Genomic DNA, 18,162 nt, shown 5'->3' on the forward strand with positions numbered 1-18,162 from the left:
ATCCCAGTCTGGCGACAGATGTCCTTGACTGGCACGCCTGCATCGGCCCGTTTGAGCGCGGCGACGATCTGCGTTTCGGTGAACTTTGATGTGCGCATGAAACCTCCTGACTGGGAAAAGATGCCAGAAAGTTCTACTTATGGGATGTCTGCCGATCGGGGGAGCTTACGACGGGGGAGCTTACGACGGGACCGCTCTGATCGCGCACCGTGTAGTGGGCATTGCGGCATTTGCCGTTGCCGTTGCCGTTGCCGTTGCCGTTGCCGTTGCCGTTGCCGTTGCCGTTGCCGTTGCCGTTGGATCTTGATCTTCCTGCCCGAGCCGTAGAGCGTGCCGAGCATCGCAGCGGATCAAAGGAACAGGCGCGAGGTGTTTGAGCGCAGCGAGTTCTCGCGCCGCTTTGAGCCGCGAGAAGCACAGGGCACCGCTGTGGCCGCAGGCCGCAGCGGCACGCGGCCCGGCGAGAAGCACTTTTGGTTCCTTTTGGTGCGTCAAAAGGAACCCGCACGCACAGCGTGTGGAAGCCTTTACCTGCTTTGACAGTTAATCCAACTTGACCCCGTTGATTAAACGAGAAGCCCCTTACGGACTTGCTAGATCACACTACCCTCGAGTGATGAAAATGTTTCTTCACTGACGACGACATGCTCCCCGAAACGAATGCCCCGCATATTACCGAAGCGCTCCTTGATGGCTGCCATTGGCAACTTCCCGCTCATAACCACAACCACATCAGGAGTTTTGTAGTTTTCTAAATAGAGGCCATCAATAACCATGCCAAACTCTGAAGCAAGGAACTTAACAATCCGCCCTATATCTTTTGGCATGAACTGCTGTATGAGATGGGGATATACCCTGGCAAATCGATACTCATTAGACATTACTTCGTAGTAGCTCATAACGCGCTCTAACGCTGGATTTAAGCGGCATCGAAGCCGTCCGTGCCGAGTGTAATGTTAGCGATCAATTGAAGCCAATCCGATTTGAAACCTCGCGACTGTAAACACTCTCGAAGTCGCTTATGCTACTTGCCCTATACCATAGTCCAGCGATGTACTTAAACTCCTGCTCAAATGGATGCAAGAATGCAGAAATATCCGTAGCGTATTCACAGTTCCGAGAAAGCATAACCATCCAGTCCGGATAGCCCAGCGCCTGGTAAATCTTGTCGAATTTTTCTTTGAGAGTGTTAGCACACTCGAATCCTGCCAAATATCTCTGATGAAGTTCGACCAAATACTTGCCAGCGACTAGGTGATAATCAATTTCGGATTGGACGGAGTAACGCGCGACTATGGCCTCGACGTATGGCAATGCTTCCTCAGTAGTAGCTGCACCAGCCAGGAGCACAATATCCAGGTCATCACCCTCTTGATCTAGGCGGAGGCGGTCCATAGCCCAGTCTATTCCGTCCGACAGATCGCTTACGCCAATTTTGTGCATTGAATATGACTGTTGCAGCCTTGCGAGATATTCCATGTGAGGGCTAACGCCTAGTAGACCGCCTATCTGCGGCAATTTACCGAGTTTGGCCTATCCGCAGTGCAAAGTGAACTGGCAGCAACCTGTCCGGAATCAATGCCCTGCATGACAGCCGCACCACATGTTGGCACTTCACCCTGTTCGCGTTATTCCGCAGGAATGCGGTGCTATGCAAACCTCAGGGTCCGATTGGCTTGTCTTTTTAAAGCAGGTAACAGCTTCCGCCCGCTCCGCGTGCGGGCTCCTTTGGAAGCACCCAAAGGAACCCAAGGAGCGCAGCGACTAACGGCGAAGCCGACCCGAAGGGCGAGCGCCACAGGTGCGAGTCAAGGTGCTTTCCGCCGGGCCGCATGCCGATGCGATGAAGCCGCACCGGTGCCCTGCGCTTCTCGCGTGCCGGGGCGGTGCGGGAACTCGCTTCGCTCAAACACCCCGCACCTTCATCCCCGGCTCGCTGCGATGCTCGGCATGCTCTGACGGCTCGGAAAGATCAAAAGCAATGGCAAAAAAAAGCAACAAAAAGCCCGGCTTTTGCCGGGCTTTTTGTTGGAAACGTCGCGGCCGGGGCCGCTCCCACACAGTGGTTGCAGGCTTACGCCGCCATGCCGTTGTGGCGCAGCAGGGCGTCGATGTTCGGCTCACGGCCGCGGAAGGCGCGGAAGTTCTCCGCTGCGGGGCGGCTGCCGCCGCGGCTGATGATCTCGGCCAGGAAACGCTGGCCGGTTGCGGCCAGCTGTTCCTCGCCGGCTTCCTCGAATGCCGCGTAGGCATCGGCGCTGAGCACCTCGGCCCACTTGTAGCTGTAATAACCGGCAGCATAGCCACCGGCGAAGATGTGGCTGAACTGGTTGGCGAAACGGTTGAACGCCGGCGGGATGTTCACCGCCACCTCGGCACGTACCGCGTCCAGCACCGCCTGCACATCACCGGCCGGATCAAAGCCGTGGTGGATGCGCATGTCGAACAGGGCAAATTCCAGCTGGCGCACGGTGAACATGCCGCTCTGGAAATTCTTGGCCGCCAGCATCTTGTCGAACAGGGTGCGCGGCAGCGATGCGCCGGTATCGACATGGGCGGTCATGGCCTGCACGCGCGGCCATTCCCAGCAGAAGTTCTCCATGAACTGACTCGGCAGTTCCACCGCATCCCATTCCACCCCGTTGATGCCGGCCACACCCAGCTCACCGATGCGGGTAAGCAGCTGGTGCAGGCCATGGCCCATTTCATGGAACAGGGTGACCACGTCATCGTGGGTGAGCGTGGCCGGCTTGCCGTCCACCCCGCGGCCGAAGTTGCACACCAGATACACCAGCGGCGTCTGCACGCTGCCATCGGCACGCACGCGGCGGTTGCGGCAGTCATCCATCCACGCACCACCGCGCTTGCCCTCGCGCGCATACGGGTCCAGGTAGAACTGGCCGACCAGATCGCCATGGGCGGTGGTGACCCGGTAGAAGCGCACATCGGCGTGCCAGGTCGGCGCGCTGTCACGCTCCACGGTCAGGCCGTACAGGTCCTTGATCACAGCAAACAGGCCGGCCAGCACACGGTCTTCGGTGAAGTACTGCTTCACCTCCAGCGCCGAGTAGCTGTAACGGGCCTGCTTGAGCTTCTCGCTGACCCAGGACAGGTCCCAGGCCTGCAGCGTGTCCAGCCCCAGCTCATCGCGGGCAAAGGCTTCCAGCTCGGCGCGGTCGGTCTGCGCGAACGGCTTGGCGCGGGCGGCCAGGTCGCTCAAGAAATCCATCACCTGGGCCGGGCTGTCGGCCATCTTGGTGGCCAGCGAATACTCGGCATAGCTTTCCATGCCCAGCAGGGCGGCCTTCTCGGCGCGCAAGGCCAGGATCTGTGCGATCAGTGGGCTGTTGTCGCGCTCGTCCGGGCCGAACTCCGAGGCGCGGGTGACACTGGCGCGGTACAGCTGCTCGCGCAGGCCGCGGTTGTCGGCATAGGTCTGCACCGGCAGGTAGCACGGCATCTGCAGGGTCAGCTTGTAGCCGTCCTTGCCCTCACTCTGCGCCGCCGTGCGGCAGGCGGCCTTGACCTCGGCCGGCAGGCCGGCCAGTTCGGCCTCATCAAGCACATACAGGGCGTAGGCGTCGGTGGCATCGAGCACGTTCTGCGAGAACTTGGCGTTCAGTGCCGAGAGCTCCTCGCTGATCGCGGCAAAGCGGGCCTTGCCGGCCTCGTCCAGCTCGGCACCGCCGAGGCGGAAACCACGCAGGGAGTGTTCCAGCACCTGCTTGCGGGCCGCATCGAAACCGGCAGCCTGCGGGCTGTCGGCCAGCTTGCGGTACTGCGCGTACAAGCCCAGGTCCTGCGACACCTCACTGCCGAAGCGGGTGATCTTGGCCAGGTTGGCGTTGTAGACCTCGCGCAGTGCCGGCGTGTTGACCACCGATTCCAAGTGGCTGACCTGGCCCCAGGCCCGGTACAGGCGCTCGGTGGCGTCGTCCAGCGGCACCACGAACGACTCCCAGGTCACCGGCTCGACGCTGCGCGCAGCGGCCACCGCAGCGCGCGCCTGCTCCAGCAGGGTGTCGATGGCCGGGGTGATGTGCTCCGGGGTGATCGCGTCAAAACGCGGCAGGCCGGAGAAATCGAGCAGGGGGTTGGTCATGGCAAATCCTTTGAACGGCTACCGGCAAGCGCCGGATCAGCCCTGATATGGGTCCGGCAGGGTCCCGGCACAAGCCAGCGGCGGCAACGGGGAGCCTGCCACGGCGGCGGCGATGGCCGCGTCGGCCGCGGCCACCTCGATGCCACGGGCCGCATACCAGGCCGGGTCGTAATAGGAATGGGCGTAGCGCTCGCCGGCATCGCACAGGATGGTGACGATGCTGCCACCCTGCCCAGCCGCGGCCATGGCCTGGGCCACGCGCAGCACGCCGACGAAATTGGTCCCGGTGGAACCGCCGACACGCCGGCCGAGCACCGCGCTGACATGGCGCATCGCGGCCAGGCTGAGGTCATCGGGCACCTTGACCATGGCATCCACGCAGGACGGGATGAAGCTGGCCTCGACCTTGGGCCGGCCGATGCCTTCCACCCGCGAGCCGCCGTCGATGGCCAGGTGCTGCCAGCACTGGCCGTCCAGCGCGGCGCGGTAGCCATCGAAGAACACCGAGATTTCCGGGTCCACACAGGCGATGGCCGTGGCGTGCTGGCGGTAGCGCACGTAGCGGCCCAGAGTGGCCGCGGTACCACCGGTACCCGGCGAGCAGACGATCCAGGTCGGCACCGGGTGCGGTTCCTGAGCCATCTGCTTGAAGATCGACTCGGCGATGTTGTTGTTGGCACGCCAGTCGGTGGCGCGCTCGGCATAGGTGAACTGGTCCATGAAGTGGCCGCCGGTTTCCCGCGCCAGGGCATGGGCGGCGGCATCCAGGCCGCAGGCCGAGGCCACCAGATGGCAGCGGCCACCATAGAACTCGATGGCGGCGATCTTCTCCGGCGAGGTACCTGCCGGAATCACCGCAATGAACGGCAGGCCGAGCAGGCGCGCGAAGTAGGCTTCGGACACCGCGGTGGAGCCGGAGGAGGCCTCGATCACCGGGCAATCTTCGCGCAGCCAGCCATTGGCCAGCGCGTAGAGGAACAGCGAGCGCGCCAGCCGGTGCTTGAGCGAGCCGGTGGGGTGGCTGGATTCGTCCTTGAAGTAGACGTCGATGCCGGGATACCCCGGCAGGGCCATCGGAATCAGGTGGGTATCGGCAGACCGGTTGAAATCGGCCTCAATCTTCTGGATGGCGGCGGCCACCCATGCACGCTGGGACATGGGGCACTCAAGGCTGTGGAACGCTGGGGCCATTGTAGCCCCGCTCAGCCAGCGCCCGGCCGGGCTGTTATGCTCGCCGGCACCTGCCCACCCACTGCACCGATGGCCCTGCTGCTGCGCCTGCTGCTGATCACCCTGCTGCTCGTCAACACGAGTGCCAGCGCGTGGGCGGCCACCGGCATGGCGGCCAGCCTGCTGCCGGCCGCTGGCAGTGCGCACAGCATGGCCATGGCCAGCGAGGCGATGACGGCGGACTGCCACGGCGCACCGGCAGCCGAGGCGCCGATGCCCTGCGGCAATGACAGCCAGCATTGCGACTGCCTGCATGCCTGCAGCGCCCTGCCCTCACCGGTGGCCCTGTGGCTGCCGCTGGCCTTGCGGGCCAGCCCGCAGGCTCCCAGCCCGCGGCCCGCTGCCCCGCCGCACCTGGCCGACCCGGTACGGCCACCGATCCACCTCCCCGCCTGAAGCAAGCCAGCACGCTGCCTGCGTGCTGATCCTTTCCTGCAACACGCCGCCATCGCGGCTGGGAGTGGTTGAACCATGTCTGATGACACCTTGCACGACGCCCGCAGCGTCGTGAGCCGTCGTCGTTTCGTCCAGGGCCTGGGCTTTGCCGGCCTGGTGGCCGGCACCGGCCTGTGGCGCCCGCTGGCCGCCCAGGCCAAACAGGCCTCCTTCCCCGTGCCCGAGCTGCGCGGCAACAACCTGCAGCTGAGCATCGGCCAGCTGCCGGTGAACTTCACCGGCAAGCCGCGCAGCGCCATCACCGTCAACCAGTCACTGCCCGCACCGACCCTGCGCTGGCGCGAGGGCGACACGGTCAACATCCATGTGCACAACGCCCTGCGCGATGACATGAGCTCGGTCCACTGGCACGGCATCCTGCTGCCGGCCAACATGGACGGCGTGCCGGGCCTGAGCTTTGACGGCATTGCCCCGGGCCAGGCCTACCACTACCGCTTCGACCTCAAGCAGAGCGGCACCTACTGGTACCACAGCCATTCGCTGTTCCAGGAGCAGGCCGGCCTGTACGGCGCGCTGATCATCGACCCGCTGGCGCCACCGCCCTACCGGGTGGACCGCGAGCACGTGCTGCTGCTCTCCGACTGGACCGACCTGGACGGCGCTGCGCTGTACCGGCGGATGAAGAAGATGGCCATGCACGACAACACCTACCAGCAGACCGTGGGGGATTTTGTCCGTGATGCCCGCCGCGACGGCCTGCGCGCCACCCTGGCCGACCGCGCGATGTGGGGGCGCATGCGCATGACCCCCACCGACATCTCCGACATCAACGCCAACACCTACACCTACCTGCTCAACGGCCACACCCCGGCCGCCAACTGGACCGGGCTGTTCCGCAGCGGCGAGAAGGTGCTGCTGCGCCTGATCAACGGTTCGGCCATGACCCACTTCGACATCCGCATCCCGGGGCTGAAGATGACCGTGGTGGCCGCCGATGGCCAGTACGTGCACCCGGTCAGCGTGGACGAGCTGCGCATTGCCACGGCTGAAACGTTTGACGTGATCGTCGAGCCCAGCGGCCAGGACGCCTTCACCATCTTTGCCCAGGACATGGGCCGCAGCGGCTTTGCCTGCGGCACCCTGGCCACCCGCCCCGGCCTGGCCGCGGTGGTGCCGGCGCTGGACCGCCGCCCGCTGCTGAGCATGGGTGACATGGCCCATGACCATGGCGGCAGCCACGGTGGCCATGCGATGCAGGCCGATCCACATGCTGGACACGCCGGGCATGCCATGCCGGCCGATCCGCACGCGGGCCATGGCGGCGCGGCCGCCGTCACCATCCACCACCCGGCCGGCGAAACCGGCAACCCGCTGGTGGACATGCAATCCAACCCCACCGGCCCACGCCTGGAAGACCCGGGCATCGGCCTGCGTGACAACGGCCGCCGGGTGCTGGCCTATGCCGACCTGCACTCCTTGTTCGACGACCCGGACGGCCGCGAACCCGAACGCGAGATCGAGCTGCACCTGACCGGCCACATGGAAAAGTTCGCCTGGAACTTCGACGGCATCCCGTTTGCCGGGGCGGACCCCATCTCCCTGCGCTACGGCGAGCGCATGCGCTTTGTGCTGGTCAACGACACCATGATGACCCACCCCATCCACCTGCACGGGGTATGGAGTGACCTGGAAGACGCGCAAGGCAATTTCCAGGTGCGCAAGCACACCATCGACATGCCGCCGGGCACCAGCCGCAGCTTCCGCGTGCGTGCCGACGCACTCGGGCGCTGGGCCTTCCACTGCCACCTGCTCTACCACATGGAAGCGGGAATGATGCGCGAAGTGAGGATCGAGCAATGAAGCACACCCCCCTGCTCATCGCCCTGGCCGCCTGCAGCCCGCTGGCCGCAGCCCAGCACTCCCAGCACCCGGCGCCTTCCACGGCCGTGCCCGCATCACCGGCCGCACCCGTGCCTGCGGCTGATCCGCATGCCGGGCACAACATGAGTGCTGATCCGCATGCCGGGCACAACATGAGTGCTGATCCGCATGCCGGGCACAACATGAGTGCTGATCCGCATGCCGGGCACAACATGAGTGCTGATCCGCATGCCGGGCACAACATGAGTGCTGATCCGCATGCCGGGCACAACATGCCGGGCGCGGCGTTGGACACGCCGCGGACACCGATCCCGGTGCCCACGGCCGCTGACCGTGCAGCGGCCTTCCCGGTGCTGCACCACCATTCCATGGAGCATGCGCCGGCAATCAACCGCTACCTGCTGGTGGATCAACTCGAAGCCTGGGACAACGTCAAGGGCAGCGGCCAGGCCTGGGCCGTGCAGGGCTGGTGGGGCAGCGATACCCGGCGGCTGTGGCTGCGCAGCGAGGGCGAGCGCGAAGACGGCAGCAGTGAGGGCAACATCGACCTGCTCTACGGCCAGGCCACCGGGCCCTGGTGGGAAGCAGTGGCCGGCCTGCGCCACGAACATGGCCGCCAGCCACGTACCCGCGCTGCACTGGGCGTGCAGGGGCTGAGCCCGTACAAGCTGGAAACCCACGTCACCGCCCTGGTCGGTGGCAGCCCGCGGCTGGCGCTGGAAACCGAGCTGGAATACAGCGTGCTGCTGAGCAACCGGCTGATCCTGCAGCCCTCCGTACATGCCAGCGCGCTGCTGCGTGATGATCGTGCACGCGGCCTTGGCCGTGGCCTGGCCAACGTGGAGGGCGGGCTGCGCCTGCGCTATGAGATCACCCGGCGCGTTGCACCGTATGTGGGTGTGGTCCACGAGCGACGCTTCGGCCGCAGCGCCGATCTTGCCGCCGCCGATGGCCATGAGCGCCAGCACACCCGCTGGGTGGCCGGCATCCGCCTGTGGTTCTGAGCCTGCCTTGATCCCTGCCCGGCCCCGGCCGGGCCCTGACTGGACACAATGATGACCGTGAACCGTTTGCTGCTCACCTCCCTGCTGGCCGCCAGCCTGCTCGGCCCCGCCCTGGCGCAGCCGCGCCCAGCCGCCAGCACCGGCCCGCGCCCGGCTGCCGCCACCGCCTTGCCGGAAATGAGCGTGCACCGCCATCCGTCCTGCGGTTGTTGCGGCGGCTGGGTCGAACACATGCGCCATGCCGGCTTCAGCGTGCGGGTCAACAACGTGCAGGACGTGATGGCACCCAAGCAACGCCTCGGCGTACCGGCCAGCCAGGCCTCCTGCCACACCACCGAGGTCGGTGGCTATGTGGTGGAAGGCCATGTGCCGGCCAGTGACATCCTCAAGCTGCTGCGCGACAAGCCACGGGCGCGTGGCCTGGTCCTGCCGGGCATGCCGCTGGGCTCGCCGGGGATGGAAGCGCCCGACGGCAGCGCCCAGGCCTATACCGTGCAGCTGCTCGGCCTGGACGGCAGCCTGCGCGACTTCAGCCACCACCCGGCCCGCACCGGCAAGCCACAGCCCACTCGTTAAACTGGACGGCGCAGGCCGCGTGCCTGCCGCTCCCCTGCATCAAGGATCCTTCCGATGAGCCACCCCATTCCCGCCGGCGTTGCCGCACACGTGCCTGCCGAAACCACCGGTTTCGTGTTCAACCACACCATGCTGCGGGTCAAGGACCCGACCACCTCGCTGGACTTCTACACCCGCGTGCTGGGCTTTTCGCTGATTGACCAGCGCCACTTCGACGAAGCCGCCTTCAGCCTGTACTTCCTGGCCTACCTGCCGGCCGGCACCCGGATTCCGGCCGATGCCGGCGAGCGTGCGGTGTGGATGGCCAAATTGCCGGCCCTGCTCGAGCTGACCCACAACCATGGCAGCGAGGACCAGGACGGCGCGGTCTACCACAACGGCAACAGCGAGCCGCGCGGCTTCGGCCACATCTGCGTGTCGGTGCCGGACATCGAAGCGGCCTGCGCCCGCTTCGAGCAACTGGAGGTGCCGTTCCAGAAGCGCCTCTCCGATGGCCGGATGAAGAGCATCGCCTTCATCCGTGACCCGGACGACTACTGGGTGGAAATCATCTCCAGCACCCCGTACAGCCCGTAAGCGCGGTATCGATGGTGCCTGCCGTGTGCAGGCACCATCGGCCTCAGTTGCCCGCCGTGCCCAGGATCGCGCCCACCGCGCGGAACACATGCTGCATCTCCAGCGGCTTGCGCAGGGTCTGTACCTGCAGGCCCATCGGCAGTATGTCCGGGTCCACCGGCTGGGCCGGGTCCTCCAGCAGCAACGCCGGCCCGCTGTAACCCAGGGCCTGCAGTTCACCGAGCAGCTGGCCGGCCGCCATCAACGGCAGGTCGGTATCGATCACCACCACGTCGGGCATGCCCTGGGCGCGCACATGCAGCAAGGCCGCCGCCGCATCGGCGGCCAGCGACAGACGATAGCCCTGGCTGGACAGCGCATTGCCCAGCAGCGACAGGCGGGTGGCGGTGTTGTCCACCACCAGCACCTGCTGGCCTTCGCCCACCGGTGCATGGCTGGCCACCTCGTTGCGTGCGGTGACCCGCCCACTGATCGGCAGCAGCAGGTCAAAGCGGCTGCCCACCCCCACCTCACTGCTGACGTGGATCGAGCCCTGCATGCCCTCCACGATGCGCTTGCATGACAACAGGCCCAGGCCGGTGCCGTTGCTCTTGGTGGTGAAGAACGGGCTGAACAGACGCTCCAGCACATCTGCCGGCATCCCCGTGCCTTGGTCGGTGACCCGCATGCAGAGCTGGTCATTGCCATCCACGTCGGTCACCGGCTCGGCCAGCAACTCCAGGCTGCCGCCGTCGGGCATGGCCTGGATCGCATTCAGGGCCAGGTTGAGCAGCACCTGCTGCAGCTCGGTGAAGTTGCCTTCCAGGGCCAGATCCTGCTGGACCAGGCGGAACTGCAGCTGCACTGTGCTTGGCAGGCTGCCACGCAGCAGCAGTTCCACCGCACTGAACAGGCGGGACACTTCGATGTGCTCGCTGGCCCGGCGCGAGCCACGCACGAAGGACAGCATCGATTCGGCCATCTCGTTGCCACGTACGCCGCACTCTGTGATCACATCGGCCAGCTGGCGTATCTTCGGATCATCACTGTGCAGCTTGAGCATGTCCGGCACGATCAGCAGCGGCTGCAGGATGTTGCGCAGGTCATGGCTCAGGCCGGCGGCCAGCAAGGACATGCTTTCCAGACGCTGCGCCCGCATCAGTTCCATCTCGACCCGGCGCCGCTCGACATACACGCGGGCCTCGCGCACCGCCCTGGCCACCGCCGAGGGCAGGCGCCCGGGCGAGTGCTTGAGGATGTAGTCAGCCGCGCCCTGCTGCAGTGCCTGCACCGCCAGGTCCTCGCCCATGGTGCCGGAGACAAACACGAACGGCAGCGAGGGATGCAGCTCACGCACCACTTCCAGGGCGCGCATGCCGGAAAAGCCGGGCATGCTCAGGTCCGACAGCACGATGTCAAAACGATGCTCGGTCAACAGTGCGACCAGGCCGTCCTCATCTTCAGCCCGCTCGAAACTGGCGCTGATCCCGGATTCGAGCAGCATGTCGGCAATCAGCTCGGCATCCTCGGGCGAATCCTCGACCAGGACGATGGCCAGCTGGCCCAGGGGCGTTCCGGACAGTGGCATTCAATCCTCGCTTGGTGGCTGGTTGATCACGGCCCAGAAAGTGCCCAGCGTCTTGATCGCGTTGAAGAACTGGTCCACGTCCACCGGCTTGACCACGTAGGCATTGACACCCAGGTCCCAGCTGCGGGCCAGGTCGCTTTCCTCGCGCGAGGAAGACAGGATCACGATCGGCAGGCGCTGGAACTGTGCATCGGCGCGGATCTGCTGCAGCACTTCCAGGCCATCCATGCGCGGCATCTTGATGTCCAGCAGCAGCACCGACGGCAATCCTTCCGGACGTCCGGCCCAGGCCCCGCGGGCATACAGGTAATCCAGTACCTCCACCCCGTCCTCGACATGCACGATGGGGTTGGCCAGGTGCGCTTCGCGCAAGGCATCGATGGCCATTTCGGCATCGGCCGGGCTGTCCTCGGCCAACAAGATCGTACGTATGGCACTCATGCTTGGGTTTCCTGGTTGGAGGCGTCCAGCGCCGATGGGAGGATGAAATGGAAATCTGCACCACGGTCGACCTCGGCCTCGGCCCAGACCTTGCCGCCATGGCGGGTCAGGACCCGGCGTACGCTGGCCAGGCCAATGCCGGTACCGCTGTATTCGCTGGCCTTGTGCAGGCGCTGGAACACGCCGAACAGCTTGCCGGCGTAATTCATGTCAAAACCGGCACCGTTGTCGCTGACGGTGAACTCATGCCCGCCGTCATCAAGCTGGCGCGAGCTGACCGTGATCACCGCCGGGTCGCGCCCGGCGCTGTACTTGACTGCATTGCCGAGCAGGTTCAGCCACACCTGGCGCATCATGTTCTCATCGGCCAGCACCATCGGCAGCGAGGCGATATTCCACTGCACATGGCGCGGCATCTGGCCGGCAGCCTCGGCATCGCTGCGCAGGGTGGCATCGAGCATGGCGCGGGTTTCGGCCACCAGCGACTGCATGTCCACTGCCTGCAGGCGCATTGCGCCACGGCCCAGGCGCGAATACACCAGCAGGTCATCGATCAAGGTGGACATGCGCCGGGCCGAACCGCCGATCACCTGCAGGTAATGGGCCGATTTCTCGTCGGCCTGCTCGCCCAGGTGCTTGCCCAGCTTGTCGGCAAACCCGGCGATATGACGCAGTGGTGCGCGCAGGTCGTGTGACACCGAATAACTGAAGGCTTCCAGTTCCTGGTTGACCTCGGTGACCTGGTCGATCTTGCCTTCCAGCTGGCGGTTGAGCTGTTCCACCCGCAGCTGGGCGCTGCGCTGGGCACTGACATCGGCCAGGGTCATCAGCACCGCCGGTGCCTTGCTGTCGGGCAGGCCGATGCGCTGCGCGTTGAGCAGCAGCACGCGACGGTTGCCGTCAGCATCGAGCTGTTCCAGTTCGTGGTCCCACATCTCGCGGCCGCGGTTGGCCACGTCACGCAGGCGCTGCAGCACCACCTCATCCTTGCTCCACGCCTTGCCGCCGACATCGCTCAGGGCAATGTCGCCGGCCGGGCCGGCATCCATGCCCTCGCTGTCCACCAGGCCATACATCTGGTCAAAGGCCGGGTTGCGCAGGGTCACGTTCAACTGCCGGTCCAGCAGCGCAATCGGCTCGCGTACGCTGTTGAGCACGGCCGTGGCCTGCAAGGCCGTCTGGGCGATGGTGGATTCCACCTGCAGACGCGCCCGCAACTGGCGCAACATCAGCCACAGCACCACCACCAGCAAGGCCAGCTGCAGGCCCAGGGCCAGCCAGCTGACCCACTCCTGCATCCGGTCACGGCGCAGCGAATCGGCGTAGCGCAACTGCAGCAGGCGTCGCTCCTCGGCCTGCAGCTCGGTGACCATGCTGCGGATCGGCGCGCCGACCACCAGCTCCTCGACCAAGGGCCGTTGCTGCTCGATGTCCTGCAGCTCGGCAATCTGCCGGGCCAGATTGACCCGGCGCTCCAACCGGGCCTGGATCCTGCCCACACGCACCAGCTGGGCGGGGTTGTCCTGCAGCTTGTCGGCCAGTTCGGCCAGGGTGTCGGGGAAACCATCAGCCAGACGCATGCGCTGCTGCAGCTCCGGCGTGCTCACGCCCTTGGACAGGGTCAGCGCGGCCGATTCGAAGTCGCGGATGTCCGCCTGCAGGCGGTACAGCAGCGCGCCCACCACCTGGGTGTGGTCCACCCGCTCGGTCGCCTGCTGGCTGCGGTCCCACAGCCCACGCATCAGCAACCACGGCAGCACGATGATCAGCACCGCGGCCAGGGCCAGCAACCCCAGGCGCGCATGCTCGTTACGCCAACTGACAAGCCAACTCACCGCATCCCCCGCATGGTCCGTACCTCGTCTCAACGATGCCGTCGCAGCCTTCTCTTACGACAATAACCGGTACTGTCGCCGCCGTCACGCGACGTTGAGGGATTCCTCACATTGCTGATGTGAATGCATGCTCACAAATAAAAACGCCGACTTGCGTCGGCGCTTTCATGTGCATATTGGCCAACAATTGGTCAATGTGACCAACGCCCGCTGCCGGCAGCCCGGGGCAGGACCCGTGCCGACAGCTGGCGATCGGCCTGGAGCAGGCCAATGGCATCGGACAGGATCGCCGCGGACTCGCGCAGCAACGGATCCGGACGCTTCTCGGCGGCCTTCTCGCGGGCGGCATCGGCAACGATGTCACGCTCGTTGCCGGTCAGGCCGTCATCGCTTTCCTCGGCCAGCGGATCCAGATCCAGGCCCAGCTCGCGGCGCTTGGCCTGGCGGTCCTTGCGCTGGGCTTCCAGCCGCTCACGCTCGGCCTGACGCTCGGCCTCGTTCAAGGAGATGCTCTTGCGCTCGGCCTCGGCGCGGTAGTGGTCCACGTCTTCCTTCCACCAGCCGAACTCCAGGTCCCCGGCCACGCGCTGCTGGTGACGCTGCTCCAGCGAGGCCACCAGCGGCTGGAAGTCGCCGTACTGTTCGTGCGGCACCTCGGCGATGCGGGTCCACGGCAGGGCATTTTTGTAGGTGCTCTCGCCGAACTCGCTGGCATCCACACTGGCCGGGAAGGCGATGTCCGGCACCACTCCCTTGTGCTGGGTGGACGAGCCGCTGATGCGGAAGAACTGGGCGATGGTCAGCTTGAGCTGGCCGAACTGGACGTTGTCCTCGCGCTGCCAACGGTCCAGGTCGATGATGTTCTGCACCGTGCCCTTGCCGAAGGTGGTCTCGCCGATCACCAGGCCACGGCCGTAATCCTGCATGGCACCGGCGAAGATCTCCGAAGCCGAGGCCGAACCACGGTTGATCAGCACCGCCAGCGGGCCTTCCCAGGCCACGCCGGGCTTGCGGTCGCTGTTGACCACCACGCGGCCACCGGATTCACGCACCTGGACCACCGGGCCCTGGTCAATGAACAGGCCGCTCAGCTCGATGGCCTCGTCCAGCGAGCCACCACCGTTGTTGCGCAGGTCCAGCACCACACCATCGATGCCGTCGGTCTTGAACTGGGCCAGCAGACGGGCCACGTCACGGGTGGCCGAGGCGTAGTCGGCCGCATTGCGGCGACGGCCTTCGAAGTCCTGGTAGAAGGCCGGCAGCTTGATCACGCCGATGCGACGTTCGGCTGCGCCCTCGGCGCCCGGAATGACCAGGGTCTCGCCCTTGGCCGCCTGCTCGGACAGCCGCACCTTGGCCCGGTCCAAGACCACGCTGCGGTGCTTGCCGTTGATGCCGTCTGCGGCCGGGATGTACTCCAGACGCACCTGGCTGTCAGGCTTGCCGCGGATCTTGGCCACCACATCGTCGATGCGCCAGCCGATCACATCCTCGATCGCGCCATCGCGGCCCTGGCCGACACCGACGATGCGGTCACCCGGCTGCAGGGTGCCGTCCAGCGCGGCCGGGCCGCCGGGGATGATCTCGCGGATCACCACCACGTCATCCTGGCGCTGCAGCTGGGCACCGATGCCCTCCAGCGACAGCGACATGGCCTGGTTGAAGTTCTCCGCGCTGCGCGGGGTCATGTATTCGGTATGCGGGTCGATCGAATCGGTATAGGCGTTGAGGAACAAGGCGAACACGTCATCGCTCTTGAGCTCGTTGATCGACTTGAGCAGGGTCTGGTAGCGCTTGTCCAGGGTGGTGCGGATGTCGGCCGCCGGCTTGCCGGCCAGACGCAGGCGCAGCCAGTCATTCTTCACCGACTTGCGCCAGATCTCGTCCAGCTCGGCCTGGTTGGCCGCCCACGCCGCTTCCTCGCGGTCGTAGTCGTAACGCTCTTCGATGGTGAAATCCGGCTCGCCCTTGAGCAGCTCGCGGGCATGGGCAATCCGCTCGGCCGCACGCTGCTTGTAGATGCCGAACATCTGCTCGGCCATGTCGGTACGGCCGGCGCGGATGGCATTGGCCACCTCGCCACGCAGCGGGGCAAAGCCGTCGATGTCGGACTGCAGGAAGAACTGGCGGTTGCCGTCCAGGGTCTTGAGGTACTTGTCAAAGACCTGGTCGGCGGCGGCGCTGTCCAGCGCCCGCGGGCGGTAGGCATAGCGGCTGTCGGAAAGCAGGCCATAGACCAGTCGCGAAGCCGTGGTGCGGTCCAGCGTGCTGGCCGGGGGCGCGGTCGGGGCATCGGCATGTGCGATCAGGGCAACCGGCGCGGTCAGCGCCAACGCCAACAGAAAAGGGATCGCCTTGGTCTTCATTGAAACTCGCTCTGCTTGAAGTGCGGTAGGAAAGACACTGCGCGCAGTGCCTGCAGCCAAACAGTGCCGGAAGTCGCAGCATCTGTCACCCGTCCAGCGTAGCCGCAGTCAGGCACAGTCACGTGAACTGCGCATAGCCATTATCAAAACGTAAAAGGCCCGGCAGTGCCGGGCCTTTTGGCAGCTGCGCGGGATCAACCGACGCCGGCGCCGGCGGCCTGGATGTCGGCATGGTAGGACGAGCGCACCATCGGCCCGGAAGCGACATGGGCAAAGCCCAGTTCGTAGCCGTACTCCTCCAGCTGCTTGTACTCCTCCGGGGTCCAGTAACGCAGCACCGGGTGATGATGGGCCGACGGCTGCAGGTACTGGCCGATGGTGATCATGTCCACATCATGGGCACGCAGGTCACGCATGGTGGCCTTGATCTGCTCCCACTCCTCGCCCAGGCCGAGCATGATGCCGCTCTTGGTGGAGACATCCGGATGCTGGGCCTTGAATTTCTTGAGCAGGGTCAGCGACCACTGGTAGTCCGCACCCGGGCGCACGTTGCGGTACAGGTCCGGCACGGTTTCGATGTTGTGGTTGAACACGTCCGGCGGGCTGGAGGCCAGGATGTCCAGCGCGCGCTCCATGCGGCCCTTGCCACGGAAATCCGGGGTCAGTACCTCGATGCGAGTGCCCGGCGATTTGTCGCGGATGGCGCTGATGCAGTCCACAAAGTGCTGGGCACCGCCATCGCGCAGGTCATCACGGTCCACGCTGGTGACCACCACGTACTTCAGGCCCATGTCGGCCACGGTGTTGGCCAGGTTCAGCGGTTCTTTGGCATCGGGCGGCTTGGGCCGGCCGTGGGCCACGTCGCAGAACGAGCAGCGGCGGGTGCAGACCTCGCCCAGGATCATGAAGGTGGCAGTGCCGTGGCCGAAGCATTCGTGGATGTTCGGGCAGCTGGCTTCCTCGCACACGGTGACCAGGCGGTTCTCGCGCAGCTTGGCCTTCAGGTTGGCCACCGCATTGCCCGAGGGGATGCGCACACGGATCCACGACGGCTTGCGCAGCACCGGCGCATCGGCGAACTGCACCGGCGAGCGGGCAATCTTGTCACCGGCGACCTGCTTGACGCCTGCCTGCAACGGGGCAGCCGGGGCATCGCTGCTGACAATCTGCAACGGGATGGAACGCGACGTGGTTTCGGTCATGGCAATACGGACGGCTTACGGGTGCGCGGAAAGGTCAGGCAGGTCTGGCGTGGCCACCAGGGTCAACCCGAACTGCTTGGCCAGTTGCTCCAGCAACACGGCCTTGAGGCTGTCCATCGATGATGGGCCGCCCAAGTCTAGCACCGTGGTCACGCGCATCCCGGCGTAGCCGCAGGGGTTGATGCGCAGGAACGGTTCCAGGTCCATGGCCACATTGAAGGACAGGCCATGGAAGGTACGCCCGCGGCGCACGCGGATGCCCAGCGCGGCGATCTTGGCGCCGGCCACATACACCCCCGGCGCACCGTCCTGACGCTCGGCCTGGATGTTCCAGTGGTCCAGGGTGTCGATGATGGCCTGCTCGATCCGGCACACGTACTCGCGCACCCCGATACCGAGGCGGTGCAGGTCCAGCAGCGGGTAGACCACCAGCTGGCCGGGGCCGTGATAGGTCACCTGGCCACCACGATCGACCTGCACCACCGGGATGTCCCCGGGGGCAAGGACGTGTTCGGGCTTGCCCGCCTGGCCCAGGGTGAACACAGGGTCGTGCTCGACCACCCACAGTTCGTCCGGGGTCTGGCCGTCGCGCACGTCGGTGAAGGCCGACATCGCCTTCCACACCGGGACATAGCTTTGCCGGCCCAGCTCGCGCACCAGCGCCGTGTGCACCGCCGGGGCGGCAGCCACGGCCGGGCCGTCAGCGGTCACAGGGTCCACTTCACATGCGGATGGCTGCGCAGGGCCTCATGCACGGTGTCGTAGTGCTCGCGGCTCTCGGCCTGGAAGCAGATGCGTACCGAGACATACTTGCCGTTGGAGGAGTGCTTCCAGCTGATCTTCTCGCGCTGGATCACCACACCGCCACGCTCGAGCAGGATGGGAAGTTCGCTTTCCAGGCCGATGCCGGCGGTGCCCATGACGCTGAGCTCGAACACACCGGGGAACTGGAAGCCGTGATCGGGGTTGTCAGACTTGATTTCCAT

17 protein-coding genes are annotated in these 18,162 nt (G+C 65.6%); 5 read left to right on the forward strand and 12 right to left on the reverse strand.

Annotated features, from left to right (window positions below):
* From ABB30_RS16310 to ABB30_RS12680, 5 genes are all read right to left on the reverse strand, one after another.
* On the reverse strand, window positions 1-98 hold a 98-nt coding region (locus ABB30_RS16310; protein ID WP_152980734.1), incomplete at its 3' end, for a transposase.
* A gap of 495 nt (window positions 99-593) precedes the next feature.
* A complete protein-coding gene (locus tag ABB30_RS12665; protein ID WP_057638684.1) occupies window positions 594-899 on the reverse strand; it encodes a hypothetical protein in 306 nt (101 codons plus the stop codon).
* A 64-nt stretch (window positions 900-963) separates the two neighbouring features.
* On the reverse strand, window positions 964-1,479 hold the full coding sequence (locus tag ABB30_RS12670) for a hypothetical protein (RefSeq protein WP_057638685.1): 516 nt from the start codon (window positions 1,477-1,479) through the stop codon (window positions 964-966).
* Window positions 1,480-2,074: 595 nt separating this feature from the next.
* Entirely contained in the window at window positions 2,075-4,102 is a 2,028-nt protein-coding gene (locus tag ABB30_RS12675; RefSeq protein WP_057638686.1) for a M3 family metallopeptidase, read from the reverse strand.
* 36 nt (window positions 4,103-4,138) lie between these two features.
* A complete protein-coding gene (locus tag ABB30_RS12680) occupies window positions 4,139-5,260 on the reverse strand; it encodes a PLP-dependent cysteine synthase family protein (RefSeq protein ID WP_057638687.1) in 1,122 nt (373 codons plus the stop codon).
* A gap of 102 nt (window positions 5,261-5,362) precedes the next feature.
* On the opposite strand from ABB30_RS12680, the gene ABB30_RS12685 reads away from it, so the two are divergent.
* The 5 genes from ABB30_RS12685 (at window position 5,363) to gloA (ending at window position 9,765) form a co-directional block, all read left to right on the forward strand.
* Window positions 5,363-5,728 (forward strand): CopL family metal-binding regulatory protein, encoded by a 366-nt coding sequence (locus tag ABB30_RS12685; RefSeq protein WP_057638688.1) that lies wholly within the window; start codon window positions 5,363-5,365, stop codon window positions 5,726-5,728.
* 75 nt (window positions 5,729-5,803) lie between these two features.
* Window positions 5,804-7,588, forward strand: coding sequence for a copper resistance system multicopper oxidase (locus ABB30_RS12690; protein ID WP_057638689.1), 1,785 nt, complete (start codon window positions 5,804-5,806; stop codon window positions 7,586-7,588).
* Complete coding sequence (locus ABB30_RS12695) at window positions 7,585-8,613, forward strand: copper resistance protein B (protein WP_057638690.1); 1,029 nt, start codon at window positions 7,585-7,587, stop codon at window positions 8,611-8,613. The genes ABB30_RS12690 and ABB30_RS12695 overlap by 4 nt, the downstream gene beginning before the upstream one ends.
* Window positions 8,614-8,664: 51 nt before the next feature.
* Window positions 8,665-9,189 (forward strand): DUF411 domain-containing protein, encoded by a 525-nt coding sequence (locus tag ABB30_RS12700; protein WP_245626506.1) that lies wholly within the window; start codon window positions 8,665-8,667, stop codon window positions 9,187-9,189.
* A 54-nt stretch (window positions 9,190-9,243) separates the two neighbouring features.
* Complete coding sequence (gloA, locus tag ABB30_RS12705; RefSeq protein ID WP_057638691.1) at window positions 9,244-9,765, forward strand: lactoylglutathione lyase; 522 nt, start codon at window positions 9,244-9,246, stop codon at window positions 9,763-9,765.
* A 43-nt stretch (window positions 9,766-9,808) separates the two neighbouring features.
* Here gloA and ABB30_RS12710 read toward each other — a convergent pair whose 3' ends face one another.
* The 7 genes from ABB30_RS12710 to ABB30_RS12740 form a co-directional block, all read right to left on the reverse strand.
* Window positions 9,809-11,332, reverse strand: a complete 1,524-nt coding sequence (locus ABB30_RS12710; protein ID WP_057638692.1) for a response regulator — start codon at window positions 11,330-11,332, stop codon at window positions 9,809-9,811.
* Window positions 11,333-11,773, reverse strand: a complete 441-nt coding sequence (locus tag ABB30_RS12715) for a response regulator (RefSeq protein ID WP_057638693.1) — start codon at window positions 11,771-11,773, stop codon at window positions 11,333-11,335.
* Window positions 11,770-13,608, reverse strand: coding sequence for a sensor histidine kinase (locus ABB30_RS12720; RefSeq protein ID WP_057638694.1), 1,839 nt, complete (start codon window positions 13,606-13,608; stop codon window positions 11,770-11,772). Before ABB30_RS12720 ends, ABB30_RS12715 begins: the two co-directional genes overlap by 4 nt.
* A gap of 191 nt (window positions 13,609-13,799) precedes the next feature.
* On the reverse strand, window positions 13,800-15,974 hold the full coding sequence (locus tag ABB30_RS12725; RefSeq protein WP_057638695.1) for a carboxy terminal-processing peptidase: 2,175 nt from the start codon (window positions 15,972-15,974) through the stop codon (window positions 13,800-13,802).
* Between the two features lie 194 nt (window positions 15,975-16,168).
* Window positions 16,169-17,176 (reverse strand): lipoyl synthase, encoded by a 1,008-nt coding sequence (lipA, locus tag ABB30_RS12730; protein ID WP_057638696.1) that lies wholly within the window; start codon window positions 17,174-17,176, stop codon window positions 16,169-16,171.
* A gap of 15 nt (window positions 17,177-17,191) precedes the next feature.
* Window positions 17,192-17,896 (reverse strand): lipoyl(octanoyl) transferase LipB, encoded by a 705-nt coding sequence (gene lipB / locus ABB30_RS12735; protein ID WP_057638697.1) that lies wholly within the window; start codon window positions 17,894-17,896, stop codon window positions 17,192-17,194.
* Window positions 17,884-18,162, reverse strand: a complete 279-nt coding sequence (locus ABB30_RS12740) for a DUF493 family protein (protein ID WP_057638698.1) — start codon at window positions 18,160-18,162, stop codon at window positions 17,884-17,886. Before ABB30_RS12740 ends, lipB begins: the two co-directional genes overlap by 13 nt.

The sequence above is a fragment of the Stenotrophomonas ginsengisoli genome, from assembly GCF_001431485.1.
GTDB lineage: Bacteria > Pseudomonadota > Gammaproteobacteria > Xanthomonadales > Xanthomonadaceae > Stenotrophomonas > Stenotrophomonas ginsengisoli.